Origin of the sequence: Paenochrobactrum glaciei (genome assembly GCF_039522165.1) — a bacterium.
GTDB classification, from domain to species: domain Bacteria; phylum Pseudomonadota; class Alphaproteobacteria; order Rhizobiales; family Rhizobiaceae; genus Paenochrobactrum; species Paenochrobactrum glaciei.
Genome location: NZ_BAAADE010000012.1, coordinates 1 through 18,442 on the forward strand (window position 1 = coordinate 1; position 18,442 = coordinate 18,442).

At 47.6% G+C, this 18,442-nt stretch carries 14 protein-coding genes and 1 tRNA gene; 10 read left to right on the plus strand and 5 right to left on the minus strand.

Annotated features, from left to right (window positions below; all coding sequences use genetic code 11):
• Window positions 1-546: 546 nt before the first annotated feature.
• A complete protein-coding gene (locus ABDZ76_RS16055) occupies window positions 547-921 on the minus strand; it encodes a hypothetical protein (RefSeq protein ID WP_343807829.1) in 375 nt (124 codons plus the stop codon).
• A gap of 487 nt (window positions 922-1,408) precedes the next feature.
• Here ABDZ76_RS16055 and ABDZ76_RS16060 point away from each other — a divergent pair, with 487 nt between their 5' ends.
• Window positions 1,409-1,603 carry a hypothetical protein gene (locus ABDZ76_RS16060; RefSeq protein ID WP_343807832.1) on the plus strand — a complete coding sequence of 65 codons (195 nt, stop codon included), beginning with the start codon at window positions 1,409-1,411 and terminating at the stop codon, window positions 1,601-1,603.
• A 72-nt stretch (window positions 1,604-1,675) separates the two neighbouring features.
• On the opposite strand, the gene tyrS is transcribed toward ABDZ76_RS16060, so the two are convergent.
• The 3 genes from tyrS to ABDZ76_RS16075 form a co-directional block, all read right to left on the minus strand.
• Window positions 1,676-2,929 carry a tyrosine--tRNA ligase gene (tyrS, locus tag ABDZ76_RS16065; protein ID WP_343807835.1) on the minus strand — a complete coding sequence of 418 codons (1,254 nt, stop codon included), beginning with the start codon at window positions 2,927-2,929 and terminating at the stop codon, window positions 1,676-1,678.
• A 186-nt stretch (window positions 2,930-3,115) separates the two neighbouring features.
• Complete coding sequence (locus ABDZ76_RS16070) at window positions 3,116-3,661, minus strand: acyltransferase (protein ID WP_343807838.1); 546 nt, start codon at window positions 3,659-3,661, stop codon at window positions 3,116-3,118.
• Window positions 3,662-3,794: 133 nt separating this feature from the next.
• Complete coding sequence (locus ABDZ76_RS16075; RefSeq protein WP_184223170.1) at window positions 3,795-4,469, minus strand: alpha/beta hydrolase; 675 nt, start codon at window positions 4,467-4,469, stop codon at window positions 3,795-3,797.
• 207 nt (window positions 4,470-4,676) lie between these two features.
• Here ABDZ76_RS16075 and ABDZ76_RS16080 point away from each other — a divergent pair, with 207 nt between their 5' ends.
• From ABDZ76_RS16080 to ABDZ76_RS16120, 9 genes are all read left to right on the plus strand, one after another.
• Window positions 4,677-5,858: a cysteine desulfurase family protein gene (locus tag ABDZ76_RS16080; RefSeq protein WP_343807843.1), complete on the plus strand. Its 1,182-nt coding sequence runs from the start codon at window positions 4,677-4,679 to the stop codon at window positions 5,856-5,858.
• A 188-nt stretch (window positions 5,859-6,046) separates the two neighbouring features.
• The gene (sufB, locus tag ABDZ76_RS16085) at window positions 6,047-7,570 is read left to right on the plus strand and encodes a Fe-S cluster assembly protein SufB (protein WP_343807846.1); all 1,524 of its coding nucleotides are present in this window, start codon (window positions 6,047-6,049) and stop codon (window positions 7,568-7,570) included.
• A 100-nt stretch (window positions 7,571-7,670) separates the two neighbouring features.
• Entirely contained in the window at window positions 7,671-8,426 is a 756-nt protein-coding gene (gene sufC, locus ABDZ76_RS16090; RefSeq protein ID WP_184223164.1) for a Fe-S cluster assembly ATPase SufC, read from the plus strand.
• A gap of 14 nt (window positions 8,427-8,440) precedes the next feature.
• Entirely contained in the window at window positions 8,441-9,712 is a 1,272-nt protein-coding gene (sufD, locus tag ABDZ76_RS16095; protein ID WP_343807851.1) for a Fe-S cluster assembly protein SufD, read from the plus strand.
• A gap of 62 nt (window positions 9,713-9,774) precedes the next feature.
• Window positions 9,775-11,019, plus strand: a complete 1,245-nt coding sequence (locus tag ABDZ76_RS16100; RefSeq protein WP_343807854.1) for a cysteine desulfurase — start codon at window positions 9,775-9,777, stop codon at window positions 11,017-11,019.
• A gap of 5 nt (window positions 11,020-11,024) precedes the next feature.
• Window positions 11,025-11,417 carry an SUF system Fe-S cluster assembly protein gene (locus ABDZ76_RS16105; RefSeq protein WP_184223158.1) on the plus strand — a complete coding sequence of 131 codons (393 nt, stop codon included), beginning with the start codon at window positions 11,025-11,027 and terminating at the stop codon, window positions 11,415-11,417.
• Between the two features lie 252 nt (window positions 11,418-11,669).
• Complete coding sequence (clpS, locus tag ABDZ76_RS16110; protein ID WP_343807935.1) at window positions 11,670-12,002, plus strand: ATP-dependent Clp protease adapter ClpS; 333 nt, start codon at window positions 11,670-11,672, stop codon at window positions 12,000-12,002.
• Between the two features lie 6 nt (window positions 12,003-12,008).
• Window positions 12,009-14,468, plus strand: a complete 2,460-nt coding sequence (clpA, locus tag ABDZ76_RS16115) for an ATP-dependent Clp protease ATP-binding subunit ClpA (RefSeq protein WP_343807857.1) — start codon at window positions 12,009-12,011, stop codon at window positions 14,466-14,468.
• A 196-nt stretch (window positions 14,469-14,664) separates the two neighbouring features.
• A tRNA-Leu gene (locus ABDZ76_RS16120) sits at window positions 14,665-14,750 on the plus strand.
• Between the two features lie 134 nt (window positions 14,751-14,884).
• On the opposite strand, the gene ABDZ76_RS16125 is transcribed toward ABDZ76_RS16120, so the two are convergent.
• The gene (locus tag ABDZ76_RS16125; protein WP_343807860.1) at window positions 14,885-18,094 is read right to left on the minus strand and encodes an autotransporter outer membrane beta-barrel domain-containing protein; all 3,210 of its coding nucleotides are present in this window, start codon (window positions 18,092-18,094) and stop codon (window positions 14,885-14,887) included.
• Window positions 18,095-18,442 lie beyond the last annotated feature (348 nt).

Below are 18,442 nucleotides of genomic sequence, written 5' to 3' on the forward strand. Positions count from 1 at the left end.
AGCTTCCTGCTCTTTAATCATCCCGATTATCTGTTCGTCTGAAAACCGTGAGCGTTTCATTGTCCATCTCCTACCAAGGATTGAACTCTACCAAAATCTGGAGGAGTTTGCGGGGCTCACGTCAATACTGATGATGATCTGTTAGTCATGCTCGTTCTGATGAGATGTTGAAGCTATGTGTATTCTTATGCGCTAAATTAGCGATATCACTTGATTGTGCGCGTCTTTTGCATTTTTTCTCTTACAAGGGTGTGCTAATGCAGCCTCTGTTAGAGTGTAGCGTGGAAAGACTCAAAAATGGATTGGGTTCCAATAATCTTCGTGATTTTCAAACTTGTCGTGCTTGGTGTTTGCATGTTCTTCGCCATCAAGTGGCATTACGATCAAGATAAGAAGAAAAAGAAAGAGGCAAGCGGGTCGTAAACGCCCCCTTTATACGCGAATTGTGGCTGGTTACTCCTGCCTCATGACTCCCAGAATATGTAGTGGTTATGGGGCAGATACAGTGACTGCCCCATAAATAGTTATTCAAGTGACGTATCGATTTTACCGGTTATTGGGCGCGATTTTAAGCTCAATGACGGTGACATCCATTGGTTCTTTTCCGATATTTAAATCATTGTGTGACATCGCGCCTTGTTTCGCATCGACATAGAGCGGAATATTTTTCTTCAAGATAATTTTTGATTTTCTACCATCTTTATATTGTACGTCTATTTCGCCATCTGACTCCGATATTAAAACGCGTGGGTTTTGATGCGCATGAAAAGGGAGTTCTTCCTTTGGACAAATATGGGATGTCCATACTTTGACCTCATCGTTCTCAAAATGCGGTGTTCTTTGTGTCGTGCAGGCGAGCGCTAAAGAAGGCGCCATGGCTAAGATTGCAATAGTTGAAAATGTATAGGTAATTGTTTTCACTGGTACACCTTTTGATTAAGACATTGATTTTAAAGCATTTTTTTATCCGGCCAACAATTGCAACAAATATGGATGCGGGTGGCGCTGCTTGGTAATTGTGCGACAGCGTGAGTGAAAATGATCGAAATGATTAAGGCCAGTTGATCTAATTTGGTGTTTGGTTACTTGTAAATTTATTGTCTTATTTAAGACATATTGCGCTGCTATATCTCTCTCCAGACATTGCTTTAGAGTTTGTAACTTTAAGAGCGCTGGACGCGTCAGCCGCTCGCAGATGTCATCGTCATTTGAAGCCTTTGACCACGGATGTACTGGCACTGGCAAAATGACTTGAGGAAGGTCGGTGCGTTTCGCCCCGGCCTTTTTTGTTGCTTTATCGTGCAATCATTGATTTTGGTGATTATATATTAGGTAAATTTATAGTAGTGTCACACATATGTGATAATAATTGGCCATTTTCGACCAGCAACAGAAGTGAACACCTCTTATGTCAGAACTTGCTCAGTGGGTTTCAGCAATTGTTTTTTCAATTGTGATCATTGGATGCGCTCTGTTTTATCTCAACAGTACCAGCCGCAAAAATTCAGGCGAGGTGGCTTCACTCACTGCTAAAGTTGGCTCTGTCGCACTTTCAGTGATTGCTGCTCTGACCAGCTTTGTTGCGGCAGCTGTTATTGATTAAGTTTTTTTGAGTTTCCTATAAAAAAGGCGGCTCATAAAGAGCCGCCTTTTTTGTATCTTGGTCCGTGTAGCTTTACGCCGGGCGGATCAGAATATGTTTTTTACGGCCAAGCGAGAGCTTGATAACGCCCTGATCGTTCAGATGTTCGGCATTGACCATCATACGCGGATCACTGATGACAACGTCATTAAGGCGCACAGCACCACCTTCAACATGGCGGCGACCTTCACCATTGGTGTTGACGAGACCGGCCAGCGACATCATCGCAAGCAGGCCGATGCCTTCATGCAATGTTGCACGATGAACGCCGACAGTTGGCAGATTGTCGGAAATTCCACCATCTTCAAAGGTTTTGCGAGCGGTTTCTGCCGCTTCTTCAGCCGCTTCACGGCCGTGCAGCATTGCAGTTACTTCGGTTGCAAAAATCTTCTTGGCTTCGTTGATTTCCGAGCCGCCGAGTTCTGCAAGTTTGGCAATTTCATCCAAAGGCAGCGTGGTGTAGAGTTTTAAGAAACGCTCGACATCCGCATCTTCGGTATTACGCCAATATTGCCAGAAATCATAGGCACTCAGCATATCCGCATTGAGCCAAACCGCACCGGAGAGCGATTTACCCATTTTGGCACCTGACGAGGTGGTCAAAAGCGGCGAGGTGAGTGCGTAAAGCTGTGGCGTATCCATACGGTGACCAAGGTCGATACCGTTGATGATATTGCCCCATTGATCAGAACCGCCCATTTGCAGGCGCATACCATAACGCTTATTGAGCTCGACATAGTCATAAGCCTGCAAGATCATGTAGTTGAACTCGAGGAATGACAGTGATTGCTCGCGGTCAAGGCGCTGTTTGACAGAATCAAATGACAGCATACGGTTGACGGAGAAATGGCGGCCGACATCGCGCAGGAATTCAAGATAATTGAGACCGCGCAGCCAGTCAGCATTGTTGACCATCAGAGCATCGGTCGGGCCATCACCAAAGGTCAGATAATTGGCGAATACTTTTTTGATGCCTGCAATATTTTCAGCAATGGTTTCTTCGGTCATCAGCTTACGTGCTTCGTCTTTAAAAGACGGATCACCGATCATGCCTGTACCACCACCCATCAGCGCCACAGGGCGATGGCCGGTTTTCTGCATCCAATGCAGCATCATGATCTGAATAAGGCCGCCCGCATGCAGACTGGATGCGGTTGGGTCAAAGCCGATATAACCCGTGACGATTTCCTTGGTGAATAACTCATCAAGGCCGCTTTCGTCGGAGACCTGATGAATAAAACCGCGCTCAGAGAGCGTGCGAAGAAAATCGGACTTGAAGCCGGACATACCCTTTTCCTGACTATTTTTTGCGAAGTATAGAATACTTACTCATTGTTTATGCTCTGCCCTTAACATAAAATTTTGAAAACAAAAAGAAAGCTCCTGCGGCTAAATATCAATTAGGCAGATGGATTGATAAAGATTGCCGCTGAAAGCACAGAGCGTTTGATTTTAAACAGTATTCAGCCGGAATTATGATTGGTCTGTGCTGATAATGCGTCGCGGTGTGCGATCGGCAATTTTCAGCGCCCAATTTTGGTGGCTGTCAGACTTGGGAAAATCTTGAGCAGATGATTTTGACAGTGTTTTTTGATGGAAACTGTCAAATGTCTGCATAAACTTTGCCGGATTGCCAGCAACCACGACATTATCACCAATGCTTTTGGTCACCACACTTCCGGCACCAATCACGACATTATTGCCAACGGTGACGCCAGGCAGAATAATGGCACCTGCACCGATGAAAACATTATTGCCGATAGTGATCGGCGCAATATGGTAGCGGCGGCCGTTTTCGTCTCTGACCAAAGCCGTTGATTCATCATGCGTGACCATCAGCACATTATAAGAGATCACGACATTGTCGCCGATTTCGATGAGAAACGGTTCTGAGCCCCATTTAAATGTATGAATATCGCAGTTTTTGCCAACTTTGACACCGCGTCTGCGAGCGTAATCAGCGCCGCTCATTGTGGCAACGCGATAAATATCGGAAAGGGCTGCGAGAAAACGAAGCATGGCTGACAAGTCTCTCAAGGTCGTGATGGTTTTGACGGGCTTGATGGCTGGTCCTGCCAACCTAGCAGAATTTCAGATTTAAAAAAATCCGGCAGGTGAGTGCCGGATTTCTTACGTTTGAAAGCAAAAGCGATTAACGCAGACGCTTCATACGTGGTTCAACCAGTTCACCTGCAAGGCGACGGTCGAGATATTCGGAACATTCTGCAATCAGTTCATCACCGTGGCCGGTGAAGAAGTGGTTGGCACCTTCCATGGTTTTTTGCGTGATGGTGATGCCTTTTTGGGTTTTGAGCTTGTCAACCAGCACCTGCACATCTTTTGGCTGCGAGACCTTGTCATTCTCACCATGAATGATGAGGCCTGATGACGGGCAAGGCGCCAAGAACGCAAAATCATAAATATTCGGCTGTGGAGCGACCGAGATAAAACCTTCGATTTCCGGGCGGCGCATCAGAAGTTGCATGCCGATCCATGAACCGAAAGAATAACCGGCTACCCAGCAGTTTTTGGAATCAGGGTGCAGTGATTGTACCCAGTCCAGCGCGCTGGCTGCATCGGACAGTTCACCCGGACCATGGTCAAACTCACCCTGACTTCTGCCGATTCCACGGAAGTTGAAGCGCAAAGTGGTGAAATTGCGCTGCTGGAACATGTAAAACAGATCGTAAACGATCTTGTTGTTCATCGTTCCGCCAAATTGGGGATGCGGATGCAGAATGATAGCAATAGGCGCATTTTTTTCAGAAGAAGGCTGATAACGACCTTCGAGACGACCTGCAGGTCCGTTGAAAATGACTTCAGGCATATATACTCCGCTGTTAACCGCAATATCGGAGGATTTAGGTATAGTTTTCCTTGACGCAAGGATGAATGACACCTAAAACCACTTTAGAACGTTTCAAAACTGAACCGTTTCATTGTTCTATATAGGCTTCATAGGCTTTTCTTGGTTGAAATTTCAAGAAAATTGCGCTTTGAGCGCCTAAATGATGCAGAATTAGGAGAATAGCCTGTGGGCGGGAGCAAGAAAAGGCTCTATCTTGATTATAATGCCAGCGCTCCGCTTTTGAGTGAAGCGCGCGATATAATCATTGCAGCACTCGATGTGACCGGAAATCCTTCTTCGGTTCATGGTGAGGGGCGCGCCACCAAGGCTATGATGGAAACGGCACGTCGTCAGGTGGCAGCACTCACCAATGCACGCGCCGATCACGTTTTCTTTACCTCAGGTGCCACCGAAGCCGCATCGATGCTTTTAAGCCCGGCCTATATGATGGGACGTGCACCGGTGCGTATGTCGAAGCTTTATGTCAGCGCGACCGAACATCCTTGTATGTTGGCGGGCGGGCAGTTTGCGCCTGAAAATATCGTGACATTGCCGGTTCATAAAACTGGCCTGCTGGATCTGGAATCTTTACGCGAAAATTTGTCAGCGCATGATAGCGCTGAAGGTTTGCCGCTTGTGGCTGTGCAATATGCCAATAATGAAACCGGTGTGATTCAGCCGATTGCAGAAGTAGCGGGCATTGTTAAAAGTGCCGGCGGCATTCTGGTGGTGGATTGCGTACAGGCTGCGGGACGAATTCCGCTAGATATTACAAATAATTGCGGTGATTACTTCATCCTTTCCTCGCACAAAATCGGTGGGGCAAAAGGGGTGGGGGCGATTGTTGCCGTTTCTGATTTGTTGATGCCGAAAGCGCTCATTCGTGGCGGCGGTCAGGAAAAAGGCCATCGCGCCGGAACAGAAGCACTGCAATTGATTGCCGGTTTTGGTGCGGCTGCGCATCAGGCACATCAGCGTATTTTAAATGGTGGCTGGTCTTCTGCTTTGCGCGACGACATGGAACGCCGCATTCTGGAAGTTGCACCTTCTACGCTGATTTATGGCGCAGATGTTGAACGTCTGCCAAACACGTCATTCTTTTCGCTGGAAAATATGAAAGCGGAAACAGTACAGATCGCCTTTGATTTAGGCGGCATTGCCGTATCGGCAGGCTCTGCCTGTTCGTCCGGCAAAGTTGGCCCGAGCCATGTGATTGTGGCGATGGGTTATGAACACGGAACCGGTGCTATCAGAGTATCATTATCACCTGATACAGAGAGCGCCGACATCGACAAGTTCATGCAGGTTTTACACGAAATTGTTAGTAGACAGCAACGTGTGAATGAGAAAAACAACATCAGTGCGTAAACGCGCTTTTGTTGTCAGTAATAACCGGATTTGATCCGGTTTAATTCAGGTAAAGCCGGGTATTTTAGATATCAGGCGATACAGGTTACAAAAGCGCCAGTCGCGCACTATATAAAGACGGTAAGAAATGACTGTCTTTGACGTTTGCAACTGTCGGGCCTTGAACCTGACGAGGATGGAGAACGCCGATGCCTGCCGTGCAGGAAACGATCGATCAGGTCCGCAATCTTGATGTGGACCAGTATAAATACGGCTTTGAGACCATTATCCAGATGGATAAAGCGCCTAAAGGCCTGAACGAAGATATTATCCGTTTCATTTCCGCCAAGAAAGATGAGCCGGAATGGATGCTGGAATGGCGTCTGAAGGCTTATGAACGTTGGCTGACCATGGAAGAGCCTGATTGGGCGCGTGTGGATTATCCGAAAATTGATTTTCAGGATATCCGTTATTACGCAGCGCCAAAAGATCAGACTGGCCCGAAGTCATTGGATGAAGTTGATCCGGAACTTTTGCGCACCTATGAAAAACTTGGTATTCCTTTGCGTGAGCAGGAATTGCTGGCTGGTGTGCGCAAAATGGGTGAACCAAGCCCGATGGATGAAAATCCGTCAGACAATATCTATGCTTCCGGCCGTGTGGCTGTGGATGCGGTGTTTGATTCTGTTTCAGTGGTCACCACCTTTAAAGAAGAACTGGCGAAGGCCGGTGTAATCTTCTGTTCCATTTCCGAAGCAATCCGCGAACATCCTGAATTGGTGAAGAAATATCTGGCCAGCGTTGTGCCGGTTTCAGACAATTACTACGCCACATTGAACTCGGCTGTTTTCACCGACGGTTCGTTTGTTTACGTGCCGAAGGGCGTACGCTGCCCGATGGAATTGTCGACCTATTTCCGTATCAACGAAAAAGATACCGGTCAGTTTGAACGCACGCTGATCGTTGTGGAAGAAGGCGGCTATGTTTCCTATCTGGAAGGTTGCACCGCACCGCAGCGTGACGAAAACCAGCTGCACGCAGCTGTTGTTGAGCTGGTAGCGCTTGACGACGCTGAAATTAAATACTCCACCGTTCAGAACTGGTATCCAGGCGATAAGGACGGCAAGGGCGGTATTTATAACTTCGTGACCAAGCGTGGTGATTGCCGCGGTAAGAACTCGAAAATTTCGTGGACACAGGTGGAAACCGGTTCAGCTGTAACATGGAAATATCCGTCCTGCATTTTGCGCGGCGATAATTCCCGTGGTGAGTTCTATTCGATTGCTGTTTCCAATGGTTATCAGCAGATCGATAGCGGTACCAAGATGATACATCTTGGCAAAAACACTTCCAGCCGCATCATTTCGAAGGGTATTTCTGCCGGTAATTCCAGCAATACCTATCGTGGTCAGGTTTCTGCCCATCGTAAGGCGGAAAATGCCCGTAACTTCACCCAGTGTGACAGTTTGCTGATCGGTAATGATTGCGGTGCTCATACCGTGCCTTACATCGAGGCGAAAAATTCCACAGCTCAGTTTGAACATGAAGCAACGACATCGAAGATTTCCGATGATCAGCTGTTTTATGTGATGCAGCGCGGTATTCCGGAAGAAGAGGCGATTGCTCTGATCGTCAACGGCTTCGTTAAAGAAGTTATTCAGGAACTGCCGATGGAATTTGCCGTTGAGGCACAGAAGTTGATTGGTATCTCGCTTGAAGGCAGCGTCGGTTAAACGACGAAGCTTTTACCCGATACGGGGCTAATCTTTGCGTGGTTTACCACGCTGAAGTTTCAGCTGGCAGAGTACCAGCACGATTATAAGGTTTAATAGTATGATTGAGATCAAAAACCTGCACGCCAATATCGCTGGCACAGATACAGAAATTATCCGCGGTTTGAACCTGACCGTTAAAAACGGTGAAGTTGCTGCGATCATGGGGCCAAACGGTTCCGGTAAGTCCACCTTGTCTTACATTCTGGCAGGCCGTCCTGATTATGAAGTCACATCAGGCGATATTCTCTTGAACGGTGAATCCATTCTCGAAATGGATCCTGCAGAACGTGCTGCCGCCGGTATCTTCCTGGCATTCCAGTATCCGATGGAAATCCCAGGCGTTGCCACTATGGAATTCCTGAAAGTTGCCATGAACTCACAGCGTAAAGCACGCGGTGAGCCTGAGCTGAAAATTCCGGAATTCATCAAGCTGGTTAAAGAAGCTGCTGCTACCCTCAGCATTGACATGGACATGCTCAAGCGTCCGCTCAATGTTGGTTTTTCGGGCGGTGAAAAGAAGCGCGCTGAAATCTTGCAAATGAAATTGTTGCAGCCGGGTCTTTGCGTTCTTGATGAAACGGATTCAGGCCTTGATATTGATGCGCTGAAGATCGTTTCTGATGGCGTGAATGCGCTGCGTTCGCCTGATCGTGCTGTGATTGTTATCACCCACTATCAGCGTTTGCTTGACTATATCGTGCCGGATTCAGTTCACGTTCTCTACAAAGGCCAGATTATTAAATCAGGCGAAAAAGATCTGGCAAAATATCTGGAAGACAACGGTTACGCTGACACCATCGGCGAAGTTGCTTGAAGGGGGCGCAGGTTATGAATATTCAGACCACCAGGCCGAAAACGCCTGCTGAAAGTGCCCTGATTGATATGTTTGGCGAGCGCCTTGGCGTGCTTGCCGGCACACCGGAAGTTCTGGCTGCGCGTGATAATGCACTGGAAGAACTGAAGACCAATGGCTTGCCATCGCGCCGCATCGAAAGCTGGCACTATACGGATTTGCGTACTCTGTTTAAGAGTACTGCACCGTTTGTGAGTAGTTCAGATGCCAAAACGCGTCCTGTTTTAGTTGCCGGTTCAAGTCAGTTTGCTGTTATCAACGGCGTTGCGCAGGCTGCCAAACAGGTGAGCAATGTGACTGTGACCGCTGTGCGCGATCTGTTGCAGGATGGTTCGGTTGCTGAAACCATGCAGACCAAAGGCTTTGATGATACTGTAGGCCAGATCAATGCGGCTTATGTGTCTGATGGCTGGGCGCTGACAATGGCTGACGATACCGAGCTTGAAGCACCGCTTGAGTTGCAGAATGTGCAGCTTGGTGGCCAGAGCCATGTGCGTTTTCCGGCGAAATTCGGCAAAAACACCAAAGCCACGATCATTGAGCGCCAGATTGGTGGTACAGCAGAAACGCTGTCTTCATCAGTCAGCCATGTAACTGTTGATGATGGTGCGGATATTATCTGGGTGATTGTTCGTGAATTTGACGAAGAATCCACACAGCTTTCGCAGTTCAATGCAACATTGGGTGCCAATGCCAAGCTGACACTTTATATTGTCAATGCGGGCGGTCATCTGGTGCGTCAGGAAATTCATGTCGATGTTATCGGCGAAGATTCCGACTTTGAAATGCGCACCTTGAACCTGCTCAGCGATAAGAGCCACACGGACGTCACCATGACTGTCGGCCATCTGGTGGAAAACACCCGGTCGGTTGAAATCGTGCGTAACGTGGTGACCGGCGAAGCGCGTGGTGTGTTTCAGGGCATGATTAAAGTTGCCCAGATTGCACAGAAAACTGATGCCCGTATGGCTTGCAACACATTGTTGCTCTCTGATGGTGCTGAGTTTGATGCCAAGCCGGAGCTGGAAATCTTTGCTGATGACGTTGCTTGTGGCCATGGTGCGACCGTTACAGAAATCCACAATGACCATCTCTTCTATCTGATGGCACGCGGCATTCCGGAAGCAGCTGCACGCGGTTTGCTGGTTAAGGCATTTATTGCTGAAATCATCGAAGAGCTGGAAAATGAGCCATTGGTGGAAGCATTGGAAACAATCCTTTCCGATTGGCTTGTGGCACATGCCTGATTAATCAAGCCCGGGCGGCTCTGTCTGCCCGGGTATGATTGCCGTAGGCAAAAGGAATAATCATGAACAAAATTATGACGCCTGCATCGGCTTATGATGTTGAAGCTATTCGTGCTGATTTTCCGATTTTGTCACGGCAAGTGCACGGAAAACCGCTTGTTTATCTGGACAATGGTGCTTCCGCGCAAAAGCCTAAAAGCGTGATTGATGCGGTCACAGAAGCCTATTCCCACGAATATGCCAATGTGCATCGGGGCTTGCATTTCCTTTCTAATGCCACAACCGATGCTTATGAAAAGGCACGCGAAACGGTGCGCCGTTTTCTCAATGCCAATTCAACCGACGAGATTGTTTTTACTAAAAATGCCACTGAAGCGATCAATACGGTCGCTTATGGTTATGGGATGCCGCATATCGGCGAGGGCGATGAAATCGTTCTTTCGATTATGGAGCATCACTCCAATATTGTGCCATGGCATTTTATTCGTGAGCGTCAGGGTGCAAAACTGGTATTTGCGCCGGTAGATGATCAGGGTGTTTTTCATATTGAAGAATTTGAAAAAACGCTGACCGACAAAACCAAACTGGTAGCCATTACCCATATGTCCAATGCCTTGGGCACTGTCACACCGATGAAAGAGATTGTGCGTATTGCACATGAACGCGGCATTCCGGTGTTGGTGGATGGCAGCCAAAGTGCTGTTCACATGCATGTGGACATGCAGGATCTGGGTTGCGACTGGTATGTGTTCACCGGTCATAAGGTTTACGGCCCGTCTGGTATCGGTGTTCTTTATGGCCGTAAAGAAATATTGGAAAAGATGCGACCGTTTCAGGGCGGCGGTGAAATGATTGAAGATGTTACATTGGAAAATGTGACCTATAATCATCCGCCACATCGCTTTGAGGCCGGTACACCGCCGATTGTTCAGGCCATTGGTTTGGGTGCAGCACTCGAATATATGGAAGGCATCGGCCGCCATGCGATCTGGAGCCATGAAGAAAGATTGCGTGATTATGCGCAAGAGCGTTTGCAGCAGATTGAAGGTTTGCGGATTATCGGGCAGGCGCCTGATAAGGGTGCGATTATTTCCTTCATGCTAGGCGATATTCATGCTCATGATGTGTCGATGGTGATTGATCGTGCGGGCGTTGCCGTGCGTGCGGGCACCCATTGTGCGCAGCCGCTCTTGAAGCGTTTCGGTGTTACCTCTACATGCCGTGCATCCTTTGCGATGTATAATACATTTGCTGAAATTGACGTGCTTGCTGAAGCGCTTGAAAAAGCCAAGAAATTTTTCGGATAAGAATGATGACACAAGAGACCGATAACAAGCCGCAGGATGAGGCGGAAAAAAGCTCTCCTTTCCATACATCTTCAGCCATTCCTGAAGATGTGCTGCTTCGTCTGACCGATGATATTATTGCGGCCGTCAAAACCGTTTATGATCCGGAAATTCCGGCTGATATTTATGAGCTCGGCCTGATCTACAAGATCGATATCGAAGATGATTATACGGTCAAAATCGAAATGACACTGACCGCGCCGGGCTGTCCGGTGGCTGGCGAAATGCCGGGCTGGGTGGAAAATGCGGTTGGCACGGTTGAGGGCGTTTCGCATGTCGAAGTGACCATGACCTTTGATCCGCCATGGACACCGGATCGTATGTCTGAAGAAGCGCAAGTGGCGGTTGGCTGGTATTAAGCCGGTTTAATCAAATAAGATCAGTCGCTGTGAAAATTTAAATCAGCATGTTCGTTGAAGACGGGCATGCTGATTTTGCATTTATCTGTGCATGAATGTGGCCTGACAAAATTGATGACGGTTTTATAATCTTGGCGGTTGTAACTTCTGTCAGAGGGCTTAAAATCTTTAAAAAATTCTCTACATATGTATCATCAGATGCAGCTGGAGCTTTAAGTGGTTTTCGACAAAATGAACTCTATTAATATCGTAATGCAAAATCATGAAGAGGACGACCATGGCGGTACCGGTCATGGAACAGCTGTTATTACACGCACCAAAACAGTCATAAAAAAGCCTAACCTTTACCGCGTTCTTATTTTGAATGATGATTATACGCCGATGGAATTCGTTGTGCATGTATTGCAGCGTTTTTTCCAGAAGTCGATTGATGATGCCACCCGCATCATGTTGCATGTTCATAATCATGGTGTGGGCGAGTGTGGCGTTTATACTTATGAGGTTGCTGAGACTAAAGTTAATCAGGTCATGGAATTCTCTCGCCAAAACCAGCATCCGCTGCAATGCGTGATGGAGAAAAAGTGAGGTCATATGCCATCGTTTTCTACCAGTCTTGAGAGGGCACTGCATCAGGCCCTGACCATTGCCAACGAACGGCACCACGAATATGCAACGCTGGAGCATTTACTGCTGGCGTTGATTGACGATCAGGACGCAGGCGCCGTTATGCGCGCATGCAGTGTTGACCTTGAACATTTAAAACGTGTTGTCACAGATTATATCGACCGCGAGTTGGATAATCTGGTTACCGGCTATGATGAAGATTCAAAGCCGACAGCCGCCTTCCAGCGCGTTATTCAGCGCGCGGTTATTCATGTGCAGTCCTCCAATCGTGAGGAAGTGACTGGCGCCAATGTTTTGGTGGCAATCTTTGCCGAACGCGAAAGCCATGCAGCTTATTTTCTGCAAGAGCAGCAAATGACCCGCTATGATGCGGTGAATTTCATCTCGCACGGCATTTCTAAAGCGCCGGAAAGCAGTGAAGTGCGCATTCCGCGTGGTGTAGAGGCAAGCTCTGAAGATAATTCAGCCAATCATAGCGAAGCGGATGAAGCGCAAAAGAAAAAGCCGGATGCACTGACCGCTTATTGCGTTAACTTGAATGAAAAAGCAAAATCTGGCCGTATTGACCGCCTGATCGGCCGTCAAAGCGAGATTGACCGCACGATACAAGTGCTCTGCCGTCGTTCAAAGAATAATCCGCTCTATGTCGGTGATCCGGGCGTTGGTAAAACAGCGATTGCCGAAGGCTTGGCCAAGCGTATTGTTGATGGCGATGTGCCGGAAGTGCTGCTTGATGCGACGATCTTTTCGCTCGATATGGGCAGCCTGCTGGCCGGCACCCGTTATCGTGGTGATTTCGAAGAGCGTCTGAAACAGGTTGTTAAGGAGCTCGAAGACTATCCGGGTGCGATCCTGTTTATCGACGAAATTCACACGGTTATCGGGGCAGGAGCAACATCAGGCGGTGCAATGGATGCCTCCAACCTGTTGAAGCCGGCCCTTTCTTCCGGTGCTATCCGTTGCATGGGTTCAACGACCTATAAAGAGTTCCGCCAGTTTTTTGAAAAAGACCGTGCACTTGTGCGTCGTTTTCAGAAAATCGATGTGGTTGAGCCAACCATTCCTGATGCGATTGAAATCATGAATGGTCTGCGTCCTTATTTCGAAGATTTCCATAAAGTGAAATATACGGATGAGGCGATCAAATCGGCGGTCGAACTTTCCGCGCGCTATATTTCGGATCGTAAATTGCCGGATAAAGCGATTGACGTGATTGATGAAACCGGTGCCAGCCAGATGCTGTTGCCGCAGGATAAGCGTAAGAAAACAATCGGCTTGAGCGAGATTGAGGCAACAATTGCGACCATGGCTCGCATTCCGCCCAAAACTGTCTCGAAAGACGATCAGGCCGTGCTTGCCAATTTGCAAGCCGAGCTTAAACGCATTGTCTATGGGCAGGATCTGGCCATTGATGCGCTGTCGGCTGCGATTAAGCTGGCGCGTGCTGGTTTGCGTGAGCCGGATAAGCCAATCGGCTCTTATCTCTTCTCTGGCCCGACAGGGGTTGGGAAGACAGAAGTTGCACGCCAGCTGGCGGCCTCATTGGGTGTCGAACTGCTGCGCTTTGATATGTCCGAATATATGGAGCGCCATACGGTTTCACGTCTGATTGGTGCGCCTCCGGGCTATGTTGGTTTTGATCAGGGCGGTTTGCTCACCGATGGCGTTGATCAGCATCCGCATTGCGTGCTGCTGCTTGATGAAATTGAAAAAGCCCATCCTGATCTCTTCAACATTTTGTTGCAGGTGATGGATCACGGCACACTGACCGACCATAATGGTAAGAAGATCGATTTCCGTAATGTGATCTTGATCATGACCACCAATGCCGGTGCGGCTGATATGGCAAAAGCGGCAATCGGCTTTGGCTCCGGCCGTCGTGAAGGCGATGATCTGGAGGCAATCAACCGTCTCTTCACGCCGGAATTCCGCAACCGTTTGGATGCGATCATTCCGTTTGGCCCGCTCCCTTCTGTTGTTATTCATCAGGTGGTGCAGAAGTTTGTGCTGCAATTGGAAGCACAACTGGCTGAACGTGGCGTAACAATTGAACTGAGTGATGCGGCTGTCCGTTGGCTTGCCGATAAAGGCTATGATGAACGGATGGGCGCGCGTCCGCTGGGGCGTGTTATTCAGGAATATGTCAAGAAGCCGCTGGCGGATGAGGTGTTGTTTGGCAAGCTTAAAAACGGCGGCACGGTCAAATTGGATGTGACGTCGGATGAGCAGGGCAACGAGGTGCTGAAGCTGGAAACAGTGGCAGACCGTGCGGCAAAGCCAGTTAAGGAAGTTGTCACACCGAAGAAGCCTGCTGCCAAAGCGAAAAAGCCGATGGCGAAGCCTAAGGAAAAGGTTGCTGCGACATCGGACGATGAAAAGCCGGTGAAAAAATCAAAAAGTGCGGTTCCGAAGATTCCGCGCGGATGATTTTTATTTAAGCTTTTACTTATAAAAACAAACGGCCACAGTGTTTTGTGGCCGTTTTGGTATGTTTTATGAAACTGCCTCGTCAACCGGTCAGAAACTGCAGCTATCTCTTTGATTAATTGTGGTATCTAAAGGAAAAACCGAAGAAAGCTCTTGAACTTGGAGCCGGATTTGTGACATATGAATCGCATCATCCGCGGACGTGGTGAAATCGGTATACACAGCAGATTTAAAATCTGCCGCTCATAGAGCTTGCGGGTTCAAGTCCCGCCGTCCGCACCACCTTCTTATCATTTATTTTTTTGTTCTTATTCGACCGCTTAATTGCGCGAATATGCTTGTCTTGCGATGAAGAGTTTTTAGCAAATAGCATCAAAAAAAACCGCCCCGAAGGGCGGTCTTTTTTTTGTGTGGTTTTACCATTTTACTCGGAAGCCAAGAGTGCCTTTATAACTGTAGCTATCGCCAAAATGCCTCAGGCTGCTATTGAGCGAACCTTCGCCATAAACCGAATATTGATCGTCATTCCAGTTATATGAGCCACCGAAACCGATGCCACCCCATAGACGTTCGCTTTTATTGGCAAAACGTACAGTCGAGACATCCACTTCGGTACCATTGAGGAACTCATTGTAAAGATTGGCAATCGCATAAACCGAGCTGCGATTGGTGGTGCCTTGTGCATTCTGCCAAGCATTTTGATAATCAAGGCTAAGGCCAAGACGGGCTTGCAGGCTCGCAGCTTTTTCGCGTGAAATCTCTGCTTCAAATACATCGGTAAAGCTGCTGAAATCCACATGCGAATATTGCAATTGTGCCTGCGGTGTCAGTGACCAATGGTCATCAATGGCAAAACGCTTGCCGATTTCTGATGAAAGCGCAAAGCCGAAACCATTATTCTTGCCATCATGCAGTGATTCCTTGTCACCTTGATAGCTCAGATCACTTCTGTACCACGTCAGTTGTGCCTGATTGTCGGCATAAAAACCATTATCATCATACCATGTCAGCGTGCCGCCAAAGCCATAGCCGTCGGACTTGATCCGTCCCCGACCAAGATCGTCGTCATTGCGAGACCAGATACTGGCGAGGCCATGAGTGTAATTCAGCGTCAAGCCGCCAATCAGTTTTCCTTGCTCACTCTCATGGAATAAACCATCAATGCCCGCTTGCACCTTATAGCTATTGTAGTCGTAATTGGCACGGGACTGCGAGAAGTTTGGTTTGATCTTCGAATGTGCGCCTTCAATGCGTCCCCAAATTCCATTATTTTGAGTGAGGGAACCGCTTTCTTGTGCGGGAGCGTAAGTCTCAGCGATATCAGCGCCTTGAGCGATTTGGTTTGAGCCAGCATGGCTCCAATAACGGTTGCCTGTACGTTGTTGCAAAGTCGGCAGATTATTTAAGCCCAACAAAAATTGCGGATAGGCTTCATATACAGGTACGCCTGGTTGAAAACCGCCGTCACCATCGCCGTCTTCGTCATCGTAATCCATATCTGAACGAAGATACCAATTTTGGTTTGAAGGTTCGCCCTCATAGCCTTGATATAATTTGTAGCGATAGGCACCCGCAACGGCTGCATATTCGCCTTTATGTTTATAGCGGCTAATGAGAGAAAAACTTCCGCTGGAAGGTGCGCCGACAGTAATGACCTTAATGCCTCTGTCGGTTTCGGCTCCCAGACCACCCACGTTGTGAACTGCTAAATGATTGTTGCCGCTGACAGAACCCTCAAAGATTATTTTGTCAGTTTTAGAGCTATCATCACCAAGCACTGTATTAACGGTGAATAATCCGCCACTGGTGCTATAATCAGCTTGAGTGAGAGTGAGGGTTTTAAAGTTGGACTTGGACGGGAAAAAACCGACCGCACCTTTATTCTCCAGATGATTGATTGTGGAGTTGGCGGTAATGAGCCATGCGCTTGTTTTGTCGAGTTTCAGATTTAATTCTTCACCGCTCGTGATTTCGGTGGCGCCGACCCATGAAGATTTATCTGACAGGTTGAGGTTGACGCTGCCGCTTTGAACATTGGCATTGCCAAAAAGTTGCGATGAGGAAACATCAAGCAGGACATCGCCAACTTTGTGTACGTCATTGTAGATTTCTGTTGTTAAGAATGAAGCACTGGCGCTGGCATCACCATTAATGGTGGAGCCTTTGATCGTCACCTTATTGCTTTCAGAGCCTTTAATATGAAGTGCTGCCCCATTAGCAACATTCATATTCACATTGGTCAGGCTGGCCGTGTTGCTATGCGATATACCAGCGCGCTCATTGTTCTCGTCAATTGCCAAGCTTTCTTCCGTGCTTGGGTATTGGTTTGGATCATCATTGTGATCATCAATATTACTGAGCGGTTTTCGGGTGATGATGATTGGAGTTGTCGGAGTAGGCAGTCCACGATCCGTATAATTATAGCCTGCCATATAAAGACCGGCAGCGCCTGCGCCACTCGTAGTAATGTCACTGTCGCTGATATTGATTTCAGAGCCTAACATTACAGCAGCAGCATGTGCGCCTTTACCAGATGTCGTGATCGAGCTGTTATCACTGACATTGATCCGGCCGGAGCCCTGACTATAGACACCAACACCGCTTTCGCCTGTTGTGTTGATTGTAACGCCTCTGCCATAAATTTTGGACAGGGTTGTGGCAACAAAACCATAAGCCTGACGACCATTGGTGCTGATGTTTGTATCTTTGACAGTTACATGAGAAGGTGCCCAGCTGGCAACGCCGCCATTGCTTGCAGCAACGCCGTGCCCGCCAGTACCGTGGGTCAGAATATCACTACCGGTGATGGAGGTTCTTGTATTGATGTTTTCACTGCCAACCGCATTGCCGCCATGGGTGATGATCTTAACATTGTTGACAGTCAAACGCTCAATGGTGCTGTCATCATAATCCATGACTACATTGAGGCCGTTACTATAATTGGTCCATGTTTCAATGGATCCATTTGAGAGATTTATAAAATTTTTGTTTTCCGCATGAAGACCGTAAAGATGTGTTTTGGACGCGTCAGCATCTTTGCCGGTGACAATTTTAAAGTTGTCCGCTTTTAAAGTGACATCACGAGCGGATATAGCACGCACATTGGTGGCAATAATTTCGCTGTTTAACAGTGTGAGCTCTGCGCTCATGCTATTGTAGTTGCCGTGTGCTACTAAAGCGGTTGCGCCTTTGCCACTTGCGCCGCTGCCAACCCCATGAATGGTAACGCCATCCAAAGTCAGGTTCGCGGTATTCAGTAAGTTGACTGTATTGCCGTTGACGGCGCTGGAAGTGAGGGTGGCATTTTTACCAGACGCACCGATAATGGTAACATTGGAACTGCCGCTGACTTTTAAAGCTTCTTTGTCGCTGTGCAGAATAAAGTCGGAATTAGTAATAGAAAGAGTACCGTTTTTCACCTGAATTGCAGGTACGCCAGTGGCGTTAATGTTTAAATGTTCTCCATCAAAACTTTGCGATCCGCCATTGATATTGACAGGCTGGGTGATGGTTTGAGCATAAACAGCAGGCGTGCTTAAAATAAAAACAATCGACGAGAGTGAGAGTAGCTTAATATTATTTTGAATAATATTTTTCTGCTTATCCGAAATTGTGTTTACTTGCATAACGTCTATTCCTCATCAAGGATATCAGCTTTGCATGTATCTTGTCTTATTGATGCGAATTGTAAATATATATTTTTAGTATTTACGTCTAAAAAATGAATGTGTGGCTATGATTTACTGGTTTCGTATTAATATAAAAGTGAACTCATAATTCATGACAAACCTGTGTCAGATTTACGAAAATAATGCGTGTTTTTCATGTTACCTGCTATAACGCCGATTGAGAATCGCCTCACGGAAAACCGATAGCCTTAGTTCGTGGTTGTTGGCTGATCTGAGGTGAGGTGGTAAACATTAAGATGGTGAGCAGGATATATCTGTTTTGTCGGTGACGAAGTAAGGTGGTTA